Raw genomic sequence first — 12,654 nt, 5'->3', positions numbered from 1 at the left:
TGGGGTGGCCGCCGTCTCGGAGGTGAGGACCTTGATGACCACTGCCGCCGCGCCGCTCACCGCGGCGCAGACCTCGGCGCTGGACGCGCGCCACGTCTGGCATCCATACGGCGGATTTCCGGCCACCACCGCCCCCCTGGTCGTCGCCTCCGCCTCGGGAACCAGGCTCACCTTGGCGGACGGACGGGAGCTCGTCGACGGAATGAGCTCGTGGTGGGCGGCGGTGCACGGCTACCGGCATCCGGTCCTCGACGCGGCACTGGCGGAGCAGGCCGGACGAATGAGCCATGTCATGTTCGGCGGGCTCACCCACGAACCCGCCGTCCGCCTCTGCGAGCTCCTGGTGCGGCACACTCCGGCCGGCCTGGACAAGGTGTTCCTCTGCGACTCCGGTTCGGTATCGATCGAGGTCGCGGTGAAAATGTGCCTGCAGTACTGGCGGTCGGTGGGTAAACCCGGCAAACGCCGCCTGCTCACCTGGCGCGGCGGCTATCACGGCGACACCTTCACCCCGATGAGCGTTTGCGACCCCGACGGCGGTATGCACGCGCTGTGGACCGATGTACTGGCCGACCAGATCTTCGTCTCCGCGCCCCCGCAGGAGTACCGGCCGGACTACGTGCGCGAACTCGAAGCGGCCGTCGCCCGCAATGCCGCCGAACTCGCCGCCGTGGTGGTGGAACCCATAGTGCAGGGTGCCGGCGGGATGCGCTGGCACGACCCCCGCTACCTGGCCGATCTGCGCCGCCTCTGCGACGAGCACGCAGTGCTGCTGGTCTTCGACGAGATCGCCACCGGATTCGGCCGCACCGGAACACTGTTCGCGGCCGAACAGGCAGGGGTGTCACCCGATATCATGTGCGTGGGCAAGGCGCTCACCGGCGGCTATCTGACTCTCGCCGCGGCACTGTGCACCACGGAACTCGCCGAAACCGTCAGCGCGGCCCACGGCGGCATCATGCACGGGCCGACGTTCATGGGGAACCCACTGGCCTGCGCGGTCGCGGCCGCCTCCGTCGAACTGCTGCTGTCTCGTGATTGGCGCGCTGACGTCGCGCGGCTGGAGAACGGGTTGCAGGAAGGGCTGGCACCGGCCCGGGACCTGCCCGGCGTCACCGATGTGCGGGTGCTCGGCGGCATCGGGGTGATCCAGCTCGACCGCCCCGTGGATATGCGCGCGGCCACCGACGCGGCAGTCGGTGCGGGCGCCTGGATCCGGCCGTTCCGCGACCTCGTCTACGCCATGCCGCCGTTCATCAGCGATACCGCGGATCTCGACACCGTCACCCGCGCCATGGTCGCGGCCGCGAGCACCGGGATTGCGGGGTCATGAGGGACACCTGACCTCGCTGGTCACCCTCCCGCGGTACGGCCGCCGCTGCGCACCCGGAGGGGAGTGCGCAGCAGCGGCCGGTCGATGCGATGCCCGGAATCGGTCGGTACACCGTCCATGGTCGAGCGGCGTGCTATCCGGTCCCGGACTCCCGCGACCCGGTTTCGGCGAACGCCCGGGCATAGCGGGTTCCCGCGACCAGCAGCAGAATTCCGACCATCAGGAAGGCCGCGACCCGGATCAACCCGTCCAGCGTCGACAAATCGAACAGGAACAGTTTCGCCAGTGCGGCAGCGGTCACCAGCAGCCCGGACCCCAGTGCGACCTTCACCGTCGCCGATGCTTCGGCACTCAGCCGTCGCAGGCCGTACAGGAGGGCGGCCAGCGCGCCGGCCATCCAGATGATGGTCGATACGCTGTGGCCGACGACGAAACCGTCCGCGGCGTCCGCCGCGACACCCAGCGATACCGACGCGGTCGTCACCAGGTAGAGCGCCGCCACGCTGGCGCCGATCCACAGCAGCGTGGTCACCGCTTCGTCGGTGGTCGTGCCGAAGAGACGGCGCAACATCCACAGCGCCACCGCGAGGACGCCCAGGCCCGCCGTCGCGGTAGCCGCGGTCGCGGCGCTCAGATCCTCGATCGCCAAGCGGGATACGGCCAGGGTTTCCGCGTCGGCGATGCTGAGCAAACCGAGACCGCCGAGTGCCGCGTAGCCGGTGCCGAACAGGGCCGCGACCCGATTCCGGGCCTGTCCCGCGATGCCCAGATAGCAGGCGGCCACGAGCAGGAGCCCCAACGGCAAGGCCGAGCCGGTCGTCACACCCCAGACTGCTTCCAGCAGAGCGAAGGAGCCGCCGGTGCCCGCCACGATCGCGGTATGGGCCGGGATACGGGCGATATCACGCAATTTCGGGACAAGCGTGGTGGCGGCGACCGCCAGCAGTACCGCCGCGTAGCTCGCGGACAGGATTGTGGCGGCCGGCCGGTCGATCAGGGCGGGTGCGGCGAGCAGCGGTGTGATGGCCAGCGCGGCCGCCAGGCTCGCGACGAGATCGCCCGGCCGCTGCCGCGTCACCAGGATCGCGCCGCCCACGCCGACCGCGGCCACCGCCGCCGCCGCGAGTACCAGAACCCGGCGCTCGTCCGGTTGTCCGATCACGAACGCGAGGATCGTGAGATGGGTGGCCAGCACCGCCGGGGCGGTGCGCACCAAGTGCAGGAACGGCCAGTCGTGGCGCATCTGCACCGGAACGCAGGCCAGTTGCAGCACGATCAAGAAAGCGAGCAGGGCGAGTTCGGTCGTGACGAACGGCGCGAGCACGGCCGCCCCCGCCACCACCAGCACTGCCAGCGGCTGCGACCGCCACTGCACCGCCACCCCCACCCCGGCCGCCGCCACGCCGAGGGCAGCGGCGAAGCCGGGCACCGGATGCAGCCAGTCGTAGATCGTGGTCATCGCCACGACATCGAGGTACGCCCCCGCGAAACCGGTGGCCGCCAGCGCGATACCGCCGACCCGCCCGCCGGGGCGCCGGAATACCCGCATCCCGGCGCCCACCAGCGCGGCGGAGAAGACGGCGCCGGCGACTACCCGCGGAACCGGCCCGAAGATCCCGGCCTGCGCGGCGAGGACCAGCAGCATCACCACCCCGATCAGCGTGACCGCCACCCCGGCGACCGCGAGCAACCGGCTGATGACGCCCTCCCGCTGCCACCACGGTGGCGACGGGGTACGCGCGCCGGGGACACCTCGCGGCGGGATCGGGCCACGCGGCGGGGGTGCCGTGGGCTGCACCTGGCCCATCGCTGCCCGGTACTCCCGCGCGGTCGTGGCGGGCCTGCCGGGCCAAGGCGCGATACCGCCCGGCTGCGCGTTCTGCGGCGGCTGCTGTGCCGGTCCGAATTGCGGCGGAGGCATCTGTCCGCCCTGGAGGGGTTCCGGCGGGCCGGTCGTGCTCGGCGCCGGAGCGCCCCATGCAGGCGGGGGAAATGCCGCGCCTGCACGGTGCTGCGGGGCAGCGGTGGACTCGTTCGCCGGCGGTGCGGTTCCGGGTGAGGTGCCGGGCCCGGCCTCTCTTTCGGGAGAGGCCGAGCCCGGCCGGTCCGGTGTGTGCACCCCGCCGACGCGCACACCGGATGACGGCGCCTTCCCCGGCGGAGCGCCGGGTGGAGCCGTGGTCTTCGCTGTTGCGTGTCCGGTGCCGGACCCCGAAGCTGCTTCCCCGGCACCGGACTCCCCGCGGCCCTGGCCCGCGGCCGGCAGCACCTGCCGGTGCAGGGAAGCCAGGTCGCGGCCCAGGGTGTTCATCTGCCTGCCGAGCGCGGTGAATTCCCCGGCCAGCGAGTCGAACTCGCCGGACAAGCGGGCGATCAGCGCCGGGTCGATCGAAATCGTCATATTTCGATGGTCGGGCGCGCGGGTTCTCCGCGGATGAGTAGAAGTACCTGCTGCCTCTCCGGGGACTACCCGTTCCCGCCGGCCGGGCCGTGCGGATCGTGGCCCGGACCGGGTCCCGGCGTCCACCGGACCGGCGCATGACGGCGCCCGACGGTGGTCCTCGACCCTCGGACAGCAGGACTCAACCGTCGAGGCCCTGTTCGATCACGTAGCGCGTGAGCTCCACCCGGTTCGCGAGTTGAAGTTTGCGCAGGGTCGCCTGCACATGGTTCTCGACCGTGCGATGACTCAGATGCAGGCGGGTGGCAATCTGCTTGGCGGACAGCCCCTTGGCGACCAGGCGCAGCACCTCGGTTTCGCGTTCGGTCAGCGCGGGCCGCTCCGGGGTGCCGGGATCGCTGGGCGCGGTGGCCATCCGCCGGTATTCGCCCAGCACCAGACCGGCCAGCCCAGGCGTGAAGACCGCCTGACCGGCGGCCGTATCGTGGACCGCGGTCACGAGCTCGGTCGCGGACGCACTCTTGACGAGGTAGCCGGAGGCCCCCGCTTTCACGGCATCCAGGACATCGTCGCGTTCGTCGGACGCCGAAAGCACCAGCACCCGGCTGTCCGGGGAAACCCGCAGCACATCGGCTGTGGCCTGGGCGCCGTTGCCGTCCGGGAGCTGCATATCCATCAGCACCACCCGCGGCCGCACCGCGGCGGCCCGCCGGACCGCGGTGGCCGTGTCCTCGGCGGTGGCCACCACCCGGAAACCGGCCGCCTCGAGATCCCGGGCCACACCCTCCCGCCAGATCGGGTGATCGTCGACCACCATCACCCGAATGGGCGCCGCCGCGTCGTCTGTCATGCCACCGCTCCTTCCGGGCCGGGGCGCCGCGCGCGCCCCGGCAGGGCCCGAATTGCCGGATTCCGCCCGGTGCGGACCAGCCCGGCGCAGATCTCCACGCCAGTTTGCCTGCCGCCCCCCTCGGGAGAAACCGCAACGGTCGCACTGCCGGAGAATCCACACCGGAAGGCACCGGAGCAGCTTCAAGGGCGATTCCGGTCGTTCGCGGATGTCAAGGTATGCGGAAACCCCGAAATGTCACCTGCGTGCGTGTGCGGAATCCGAGCCGTTCGTACAGGGCGATCGCACCGGTATTGGTCTCGACCACATGCAGAAACGGCCGTTCGCCGCGCGCCACGATCCGCGCGACGAGCTCGCCGACCAAACGAGCCGCATACCCTTTGCCGCGTGCCTCCGGTGCCGTGCAGACAGCGCTGATCTCGGTCCATCCCGGTGGCCGGAGCCGTTCTCCCGCCATCGCCACCAGCCTGCCGTGGTCGCGGATGCCGAGGTAGGTACCGAGTTCGTGGGTGCGCGGGCCGAACGGTCCCGGCTGCGTCCGCGCGGTCAGCTCGAGCATCTCCGCCACGCTGTCCGCGCCCAGCTCCACCACATCGGCGCTGGAGCCCGGCGGTTGTTCCGGCCGGTTCGCCGGTCCGATCATCCGCCGGCCGCCGAGAGCGAAAACCGGTTCCCAGTCCGCGGGCGGCCGCGCCGGACAACTGAACATGTCCGCGATCTCACCCCGCCCGACCAGCCGGGCAAGCCCATCCCACGTCTGCTCGTCCGGGGCGTTGCCCACCGTCGCGAACGACGCGACCTCCGGCAGATACGTGCCGGCCCGCCCGGCCCACCGGCTCAGATGCCCATGCCGCCCCCGCAGCGATTCACCGACCGGGTCGTCCAGTTCGGCGGCGCAATCCACAGCTGTGCTGTACCCCTCGTTGTTCACACCGTGAGTATGCCGGGTCGGCAGGAAGCCGAACGGGTCGCGTTTGCCCCGGTCGCTTACCGGTCCGGCCGGCCGGTGAGCGACCGAACCGATGTCCATCGACCGGGTCGGCGAATGCCGGGTGGCGAACAGTCGCGTCAGTGGGGAGGGGCGAAGAGAAGGTGCGCGGCGCGGGTGATGGTGCGGCGGATATCGGTGATGTCGGCGGGATTGGTGGTCAGGTCCAGTAGGCAGGTGGTCAGGACGTGACCGAGGATCAGGGCTCGGTCGTGGTCGTCGGTCCAGTCGGGGTCGGTGAGCGCGGCACGGACCAGTTCGGTGAACAGTGGTCGCCACACCCTGATGCCGGGTCCGTCACCGGAGTGCACCGAACTCATGCCGGCGTGTAGCAGGTTGCGGTCTTCGGCCGCCCAGTCGATGAGTTGAGCGAAAGCGCCGGCGACTCGCTCGGCGGGGCCGGCGCCGGAGGTGGCGGGTAACCGGGTGATGCGGTCGAGGGTGTCGAGGGCCCATTCGGCCATCAGGTGCTGGACCAGGCCGTCTTTGGAGCCGAAGTAGCGGTACACGGTGACCGGGGTGGTGCCTGCTTCGGCGGCGACCTGCCGGATGGTGACGCCTTTGTAGCCGTCACGGGAGGCCATGACGCGTGCGACGGCGGCGATTTCGCTGCGGCGCCGGCGTTCGGTGGGCCCGAATTCGCGCACGACGCGCAGGGAGTCACGGGATTCGCGGAGCAGGGCAGCAGCGTCATCGACCACGAATCGAAGGGTACCGCAATCCCGGCACATGTTGTATAACACGTTATACAACATGTGAAAGGATGATGCCGCTATGGTTGCCCCGGACCTGTTCTCCCCAGCCGCGATCGAAAATCCCTACCCGATGATCGACCAGTTGCGTGCGGCAGGCGATGTGCATTTCCTGCCCGGCCAGCAGTTGTATGTGGTGCTGGGATTCGACGCGATCCGCACCGTGCTGGCCGACCCGCAGACCTATTCGAGCAATCTGGTCGCGGTGTTGTCGGCGGCCTCCGGTTCTGCGTCGATATCGGTGGCCGAGGCCGCCGGCGGGGTGGATGTACTGGCAACCGCGGATCCCCCCACTCACACCGAGCAGCGGGCACTGGTGATGTCGCGATTCAGCCCACGCTCGGTCGCGGCGCTGACCGAAATGATCGACGCCGCCCTCCGCCCCGCGGTGAACGGGTTGGTCGCCGCCGGTGGCGGTGACTGGATGGCAGAAGTCGCCCACCGGGTGCCGGTGCAGGTGATCGGGCACCTGATCGGGCTGCCGGACTCCGATCATCGGCAATTGGCGCGCTGGTCGGACGCCGCGATCGATATGGTTTCCGGCGTCGCCTCCCCCGACCGCGCCGGGCAGGCCGCACTGGAGGTCCTGGAATTCATCCGATACCTGGGCGAACGCCTCGATCACGCCTGCCCGGGCGAAGAGGACGGGGTACTGGGCAGCGTGGCCGCGGCCGTGGCCGCGCAGACTATGACTCGTGAACAGGCCGCGATCCTGTTGCTGCAATTGGTGACAGCAGGCGCCGAATCGACCACGAGCTTGCTGGGCACCGCGGTCCGGTTGCTCGCCGGAGACCAGGAGCTCCAGGACTCGCTGCGCGCCGACCACGGCCGCGTCGACGCGCTCGTGGAGGAGGCCGTGCGGATCGAGAGCCCGTTCCGCGGCCACTTCCGCGTGACGACCGCACCCACCCGCCTGGCCGGGGTCGAGCTCGAATCCGGTGCGCGCCTGATGCTGATGTGGGGTGCCTCCAACCGCGATCCGCGGATCTTCGACCATCCCGATCGTGTCGACCTCGACCGTGTCCAGCGCACGCGGCACCACAGCTTCGGGCGCGGCATCCACTTTTGTCTCGGCGCCCACCTCGCCCGCAAGGAAACGGCCCAGGCTGTGCACACCCTGCTGGACACCACCAGCAACGTCACGCTGCGCGGGCCGCAACCGTCCTACGTCCCCAGCCTGATCGTGCGGCGCCTCGCCCGCCTGCCCCTAGCTGTCACCGTATGAGCGCCCGGCCACGCACCGGGCCCGTACCTGCCATGGCTACCACAGCCGGATTCCGGTTCGGGAGCTGCCGATGCCGCCGTCCGAGGAGGACAACCACGCGTGGGCTGCTGGACCGGCCGGACGGATCGTCGCCGCCAACCCGACGGGTGATCGATCCGGGAAATGCACGATCGGCGAACGGTGGGGCACCGGTCGCCGATCGTGCTCATGGGTTTGTCATCGTGCGAAAGAGTCGCGCAGGTCGGTGACGGTGGCGCGCCGCTCGTAGGCGATCCAGGCGAAGATCGCGGCGAGGACCAGGGGGAAGATCGCCATCGCGGGTTTGTCGGCGATGAAAGCCTGTGTCCCGGCGGCGAGCACGGTGAGGACGGTCAGGCCCGCGGCGGCCAGGGCCGACAACCGTGGCACCATCAGGCCGATACCGCCCGCGACCTCGACCAGTCCGATGAAGACGAGCAGCGCGAAGGGAATGGTCAGATTCTCGGGGGCGTTGTCCGCCAGGGCGTTCGGCATCACGAGCTTCGGTCCGCCGGAGGCTATGACGAAGAACAGGCCGAGCACGATTTGCAGGGTCCACAGGACGCGGTTGCGGATTGTGCCGGGGCGGTCGGTAGCAACGGTGGTGGTGGGGGTCTCGGTGGTCATGGCCGGTCCTTCTGGTCGGTCGCGCCGGGTTGGTAGCGCGTTCAACCGATAGGACGGGGCATCGTCGGCGGAGTCATCGCTGTCCGCAAAGTTTCTTCCGGAACTCACTTCGGGCGCAGGTGTACTACGTCGGGGTACCCGGCGATTGCGCGAGAAGCTGCCGGAGGATTTCGCCGGCGTGGGTCCACAGCAGTGCGGCGCCGCTGTCGGGTAGGTAGTGCCTGGTGGCGTTCGGGATCCGGGCGGCGAGGGTGGTGCCGTGGTCCGGGGAATGGGTCGGGTTGTCGTCTCGCCCTCCGTACCAGAGATGTACGCGGGCGGTGAGCTCCTCTACCCGGAACGGCCACCGCGCGAAATGCAAGACCGTATCGCGCGCATAACCGGCCGGCCCCTGCGCGAATCCGGTATCCAGTGCGCGCCGGAACGCCGCGGCGAAGTCCGGTTGCAAGTAGATCTCCCGATCGGCCTCGGAACTGCCTTCGACGCTCAACCGCCACAGCGTCTCGGCGCTCCCGAAGCGCGCGAAATCGCGTTCGGCGCCGGCCGGATCGGCGGCCACCAGATCGACCAGCCGCCGGACCTCGTCCGGCAGAGTCGTTCCGGGGTGAGCGAGCTCGTCACCGCCGGATACGATCGCCACCTCGGAGGTGATCCCGCGGGCAGCCAGGGCCAGCGCGAACGGGGCTCCCTGTGAAAAACCGACGACCGCGGGATCGGCGAAGCCGAGCTGGCCGATATCGTCGGCCCAATCCAGTAGCGTGCGTCCCGGCATTCCGGTGGATTCTCCCGATCCCGGCCGTTCCACCGAGATCAGCCGGACGCCGAGCGCGGTTGCGGCGCCGAACCCGAATCCGAGTCGGCGCCCCCATCCGGCGCCCGGGCAGAACAGCACCGGCCGGCCATCCGCCGGACCCCATTCCGCCCATGCCGATCGGCGCCCATCGCGCAGCGTTGTTACCCCGGCCCGCGCGGGATCCTCCATATGTAGCCTGTCCATCCAGGTCATGATCGCCATCGGTCGGTGGTCGGTGCAAACGGTTTCGCGGCTGTCGGCTGGGCTCGCCGGCTGATATCGGTGCGAGCCGAGGCACCCGGGTCGATGGACCCGGCCGCTACGTCGTCCGGCCGTGGGCGGTATCAGGCGCGCGGGATGTGGAATTCCCATTCCGTACCTTCGCCGACGATATCGGCGGTGAGAAGTTCGACAGTGCCGCCGAGAGCAGCGATCCGACCGGTTATCGAGCGGGACACCCCCATCCGGCCCTCGTCCTCGGCCTCGGCCAGGCGCCCTGGCGCAATGCCGGCGCCGTCGTCGCGGATGCTGACGACCAGGCCGGTATCGGTGTCCTCCAGGAGTACATAGGTGCGGGCATCGGGACCCGCGTGGAGTTCGACGTTGGTGAGGGCGGCGGCGACCGCGGCCGTGATTTCCTGGGCCGTCCAGCGGCCGACGAGTACGGGTTCGCCCGGGGTGGAGACCACCACCCGGGGTGTGCTGTGCGCCGTCAGTAACGGACGCAGGTCGACGGTGGTATCGCCGACGGTCGAGTGTGCGGTCTGTTCGGAGATGAGCCGCCGCAACGCGACCTCCTGCTCGGCGGCCCGCTGCGCCAATTCCACTGCCGGACCACCTATTTCGCTACCACGCCGGCTGATATAGGAAAGGATCTGCAGGACGCCGTCGTGCACCTGGCGGGCCAGTCGTTCCCGTTCCTCGGTGGCCGCGGTGAGGCGTACCGCGCGTTGTAACTGTTCCTGGGCGCGGCGGGCGGTATTGGCGGCCATGCCCAGCGCCAAGCCCACCGATACCAGAACGGGTGCCGTCGCATCGGCCCATACATCGTCGCCCCACTGCTGCCGCATGGTGATGATCGTGGCCGCGATGAGCAGGCCCGAGGTGACCCCGGCGAGCGGGCCGCGCAGGATGGCGGCGGAGATGACTGCGTTCGCCGACCACATGGTGGTGGGCAGCGGTTGGTGCCCGTGATACCAGGCGTAATCGGCGACCAGGGGAGTGGCCGCGATCAGTCCGAGCACTACGAGATGGTCGCCTACGACGACAAGCGTGCGCGTGCGCGTGGTGTCGGATGTGCGCCAGTGGGTCAGGAGCAGGGCGGAGATGCCGGACCAGATCACCATCAGCGCGATGAAAAACCAGCTCAATAATTGGTTCTCGTAGTACTGCACCGACGCGATCTGCTGTCCCACCGCGTACAGCAGCGTGACCAGCCGGAATGCCTGGACCGCACGCCACAGGGGTGCAGTCGCGGCGTCGGCGGGGTCGGGTGTGTGGTGCGCCGACTCCTGCGGGGACCTGGTCGTGGCCATACCGCACTCTAGGCAGTGATCGTGCCCGGCTCCGGGCGAAATGCGTGCTCGTCTTCGGGTATCCCCAAGTACCGCTGTGCCCAAGTCGGGGTGAACCAGCCGGGCGCGACTGCCCGGAACCGCGGCGGCGACCACGACGCCGCGCCCGCGGGGAGCGTGCCGACGACTTCGGTGCCGGTGACCCTGGGCAGGTCGGTGCGATTGGTCCGGGCTGCCAGGTCGGGATGTTGCGGCCAGGAACCCACCACCAGGCCGGCGCACGGCACACCGGCCTGCGCCAAAGCGCGAACGGTGAGTTCGCTGTGGTTGAGCGTGCCCAGGCCCGGCGCAGTCACCACCAGTGCCGGTGCCGCGAGTTCGCGGGCGAGGTCGAGGAGGGTGAATTCGCCCAGCCGTACCAGCAGGCCGCCGGCGCCTTCCACCAGTGTCAGGTCCGCGGAACCGAGAGCCGCTATGGCGGAAGCGGTTTCGGTCAGCGTGAGGAGTGCGGCACCGCACCGGCGGGCGGCGGTATCGGGGGCGAGCGGGGCAGGGTAGCGGGCCAGTTCGAGCGTGCGGGTCACGCCGGAGAGCGCGGTGATCGTGGCGAGGTCACCGGGGTCGGTGGCCGCGACCCCGGTTTGTGCGGGTTTGCAGACGGCGACGGTGCGGCCGGCGGCGCGGGCGGTGGCCGCGAGGGCGGCAGTGGTGACGGTTTTGCCGACCTCGGTGGAGGTGCCGGTGACGAACAGTACGGTCATGCGGGCACCGTCGTGCTGTTCCGTGCGTGCGTCAGCACCGGTACCAGGACCTTCGTGAGGGTGTCGAGATCGGCGGGGGTCAGATCGGCGCGGGCGGTCAGGCGCAGCCGGGAGGTACCTTCCGGAACCGACGGCGGCCGGAAGCACCCCACCTCCACATCCTGTTCGCGGCAGGTGTGGGCGGCGTCGTGGGCGGTCTGCGGGTCACCGAGGATGATCGGGACGACCGCCGAATCCGGTGCCGCTACTCCGGCGATCCGGGCGATATCGGCGGCGCGGGCCAGTACCCGCGGCCCGAGCCCGGGGTCGCGGCGCAGAATCCGCAGGGCCGCGCGGGCGGCGCCGACGGCGGCGGGTGCCAGCCCGGTATCGAAGATCATGGTGCGGGCGGTGTCGATCAGATGCGCGCGCACTCGCTCGTCACCCAATACCGCACCGCCCTGGGCGGCGAGGGCCTTGGACAGGGTCACGGTGACGATCACATCGGGTTCGCCCGCCAGTCCGGTTTCCTGGACGAGGCCCCGCCCTCCGTGGCCGCGCACGCCGAGTCCGTGCGCCTCGTCGACGAGCAGGAGCGCGTTGTGGTCGCGGACCACGCGGTGCAGTTCGGTCAGGGGTGCCAGATCGCCGTCGGCGCTGAACACCGAATCGGTGAGTACCAGGGCGTGCTCCTCGCTGCGGTCCGCAAGTAGCCGGGCAACGGCGGTCGAGTTCCGGTGCGGCGCGATCGCCACCCGGGCCCGGGACAGCCGGCAGGCATCCACGAGGGAGGCGTGGCAGCCGGCGTCGGAGACGATCAGTGAACCCCGGCCGGCCAGGGCGGTGACGGCGCCGAGGTTGGCGGCATAACCGGAGGAGAAGACCAGACCGGCCGGGAATCCGGTGAATTCGGCCAGTTCACCTTCCAGGAGTTCATGGTCGGTGGTGGTTCCGGTCACCAGCCGGGACCCGGTCGACCCGGCACCCCAGCGGCGTACCGCCTCGATGGCTCCGGCGCGGACTTCCGGATGCCGGGTGAGGCCCAGGTAGTCGTTGGAGGCGAGGTCCAGGGCCGGTGAACCCGCGGCGCGGGGGCGTAGTTGCCGTCGTAATCCGGCGGTCACGCGGGTCGCCGCGTGGTCGTCGAGCCAGGCCAATGGGTCCGAGGTCACGTCGGGCACCATACTTGAACACCGTTCAAGATTGCTACCGGACGCCCCTGCTCCGCGAAAGGCGGCCGGGGTGCCGGTGGCCGCGGGAGGGGCGGATGGGCCGGGCGGTAGGCGGCTCGGTGACCTGCATTCCGTGGCCGCCGCCGGTGGTATCCGGTATCCGATCAGCGGGCGTGGCTACCGGGGGCGGGTGCCCGCGGTGGTGTTCGGGCGCGACCTCCGGAGTGGCGGCCGCGGGGGT

General features: G+C 70.2%; 11 protein-coding genes. 2 read left to right on the top strand and 9 right to left on the bottom strand.

The genetic code is table 11. The features are described from left to right. Nucleotides 1-34 precede the first annotated feature (34 nt). Nucleotides 35-1,333, top strand: coding sequence for an adenosylmethionine--8-amino-7-oxononanoate transaminase (locus tag NS6_RS07670; protein ID WP_068038671.1), 1,299 nt, complete (start codon nucleotides 35-37; stop codon nucleotides 1,331-1,333). Between the two features lie 133 nt (nucleotides 1,334-1,466). On the opposite strand, the gene NS6_RS07665 is transcribed toward NS6_RS07670, so the two are convergent. The 4 genes from NS6_RS07665 to NS6_RS07650 form a co-directional block, all read right to left on the bottom strand. Continuing rightward, nucleotides 1,467-3,734, bottom strand: coding sequence for a DUF2339 domain-containing protein (locus NS6_RS07665; RefSeq protein ID WP_068038668.1), 2,268 nt, complete (start codon nucleotides 3,732-3,734; stop codon nucleotides 1,467-1,469). A gap of 181 nt (nucleotides 3,735-3,915) precedes the next feature. Next, complete coding sequence (locus NS6_RS07660) at nucleotides 3,916-4,584, bottom strand: response regulator (RefSeq protein ID WP_068038665.1); 669 nt, start codon at nucleotides 4,582-4,584, stop codon at nucleotides 3,916-3,918. Nucleotides 4,585-4,795: 211 nt separating this feature from the next. Continuing rightward, the gene (locus tag NS6_RS07655) at nucleotides 4,796-5,515 is read right to left on the bottom strand and encodes a GNAT family N-acetyltransferase (protein ID WP_245669179.1); all 720 of its coding nucleotides are present in this window, start codon (nucleotides 5,513-5,515) and stop codon (nucleotides 4,796-4,798) included. A 137-nt stretch (nucleotides 5,516-5,652) separates the two neighbouring features. Then, a complete protein-coding gene (locus tag NS6_RS07650) occupies nucleotides 5,653-6,273 on the bottom strand; it encodes a TetR/AcrR family transcriptional regulator (protein ID WP_068038662.1) in 621 nt (206 codons plus the stop codon). Between the two features lie 73 nt (nucleotides 6,274-6,346). Between NS6_RS07650 and NS6_RS07645 the strand changes: the two genes are divergently transcribed. Then, the gene (locus NS6_RS07645) at nucleotides 6,347-7,549 is read left to right on the top strand and encodes a cytochrome P450 (RefSeq protein ID WP_068038659.1); all 1,203 of its coding nucleotides are present in this window, start codon (nucleotides 6,347-6,349) and stop codon (nucleotides 7,547-7,549) included. A 216-nt stretch (nucleotides 7,550-7,765) separates the two neighbouring features. On the opposite strand, the gene NS6_RS07640 is transcribed toward NS6_RS07645, so the two are convergent. The 5 genes from NS6_RS07640 to NS6_RS07620 form a co-directional block, all read right to left on the bottom strand. Continuing rightward, complete coding sequence (locus NS6_RS07640; RefSeq protein ID WP_068038657.1) at nucleotides 7,766-8,194, bottom strand: DoxX family protein; 429 nt, start codon at nucleotides 8,192-8,194, stop codon at nucleotides 7,766-7,768. Between the two features lie 124 nt (nucleotides 8,195-8,318). Then, nucleotides 8,319-9,191, bottom strand: coding sequence for an alpha/beta fold hydrolase (locus tag NS6_RS07635; protein ID WP_068038861.1), 873 nt, complete (start codon nucleotides 9,189-9,191; stop codon nucleotides 8,319-8,321). A 140-nt stretch (nucleotides 9,192-9,331) separates the two neighbouring features. After that, a complete protein-coding gene (gene macS, locus NS6_RS07630) occupies nucleotides 9,332-10,522 on the bottom strand; it encodes a MacS family sensor histidine kinase (protein WP_068038654.1) in 1,191 nt (396 codons plus the stop codon). An 8-nt stretch (nucleotides 10,523-10,530) separates the two neighbouring features. Next, nucleotides 10,531-11,262, bottom strand: a complete 732-nt coding sequence (gene bioD / locus NS6_RS07625) for a dethiobiotin synthase (protein ID WP_068038651.1) — start codon at nucleotides 11,260-11,262, stop codon at nucleotides 10,531-10,533. After that, nucleotides 11,259-12,425, bottom strand: a complete 1,167-nt coding sequence (locus NS6_RS07620; protein WP_068038649.1) for an 8-amino-7-oxononanoate synthase — start codon at nucleotides 12,423-12,425, stop codon at nucleotides 11,259-11,261. Before NS6_RS07620 ends, bioD begins: the two co-directional genes overlap by 4 nt. Between the last annotated feature and the right edge of the window lie 229 nt (nucleotides 12,426-12,654).

The sequence above is a fragment of the Nocardia speluncae NBRC 108251 genome (genome assembly GCF_001613245.1).
GTDB lineage: Bacteria > Actinomycetota > Actinomycetes > Mycobacteriales > Mycobacteriaceae > Nocardia > Nocardia speluncae.
Note: the sequence above shows the minus strand (reverse complement) of the source record. Positions and strands in the feature narration are given on the sequence as shown.

Bases quoted from the DNA above. Each gene is read 5' to 3' on its own strand.
- NS6_RS07670 (WP_068038671.1), top strand. From the start codon at position 35: ATGACCACTGCCGCCGCGCCGCTCACCGCGGCGCAGACCTCGGCGCTG.
- NS6_RS07665 (WP_068038668.1), bottom strand. From the start codon at position 3,734: ATGACGATTTCGATCGACCCGGCGCTGATCGCCCGCTTGTCCGGCGAG.
- NS6_RS07660 (WP_068038665.1), bottom strand. From the start codon at position 4,584: ATGACAGACGACGCGGCGGCGCCCATTCGGGTGATGGTGGTCGACGAT.
- NS6_RS07645 (WP_068038659.1), top strand. From the start codon at position 6,347: ATGGTTGCCCCGGACCTGTTCTCCCCAGCCGCGATCGAAAATCCCTAC.
- NS6_RS07640 (WP_068038657.1), bottom strand. From the start codon at position 8,194: ATGACCACCGAGACCCCCACCACCACCGTTGCTACCGACCGCCCCGGC.
- NS6_RS07635 (WP_068038861.1), bottom strand. From the start codon at position 9,191: ATGGACAGGCTACATATGGAGGATCCCGCGCGGGCCGGGGTAACAACG.
- macS (WP_068038654.1), bottom strand. From the start codon at position 10,522: ATGGCCACGACCAGGTCCCCGCAGGAGTCGGCGCACCACACACCCGAC.
- bioD (WP_068038651.1), bottom strand. From the start codon at position 11,262: ATGACCGTACTGTTCGTCACCGGCACCTCCACCGAGGTCGGCAAAACC.
- NS6_RS07620 (WP_068038649.1), bottom strand. From the start codon at position 12,425: ATGGTGCCCGACGTGACCTCGGACCCATTGGCCTGGCTCGACGACCAC.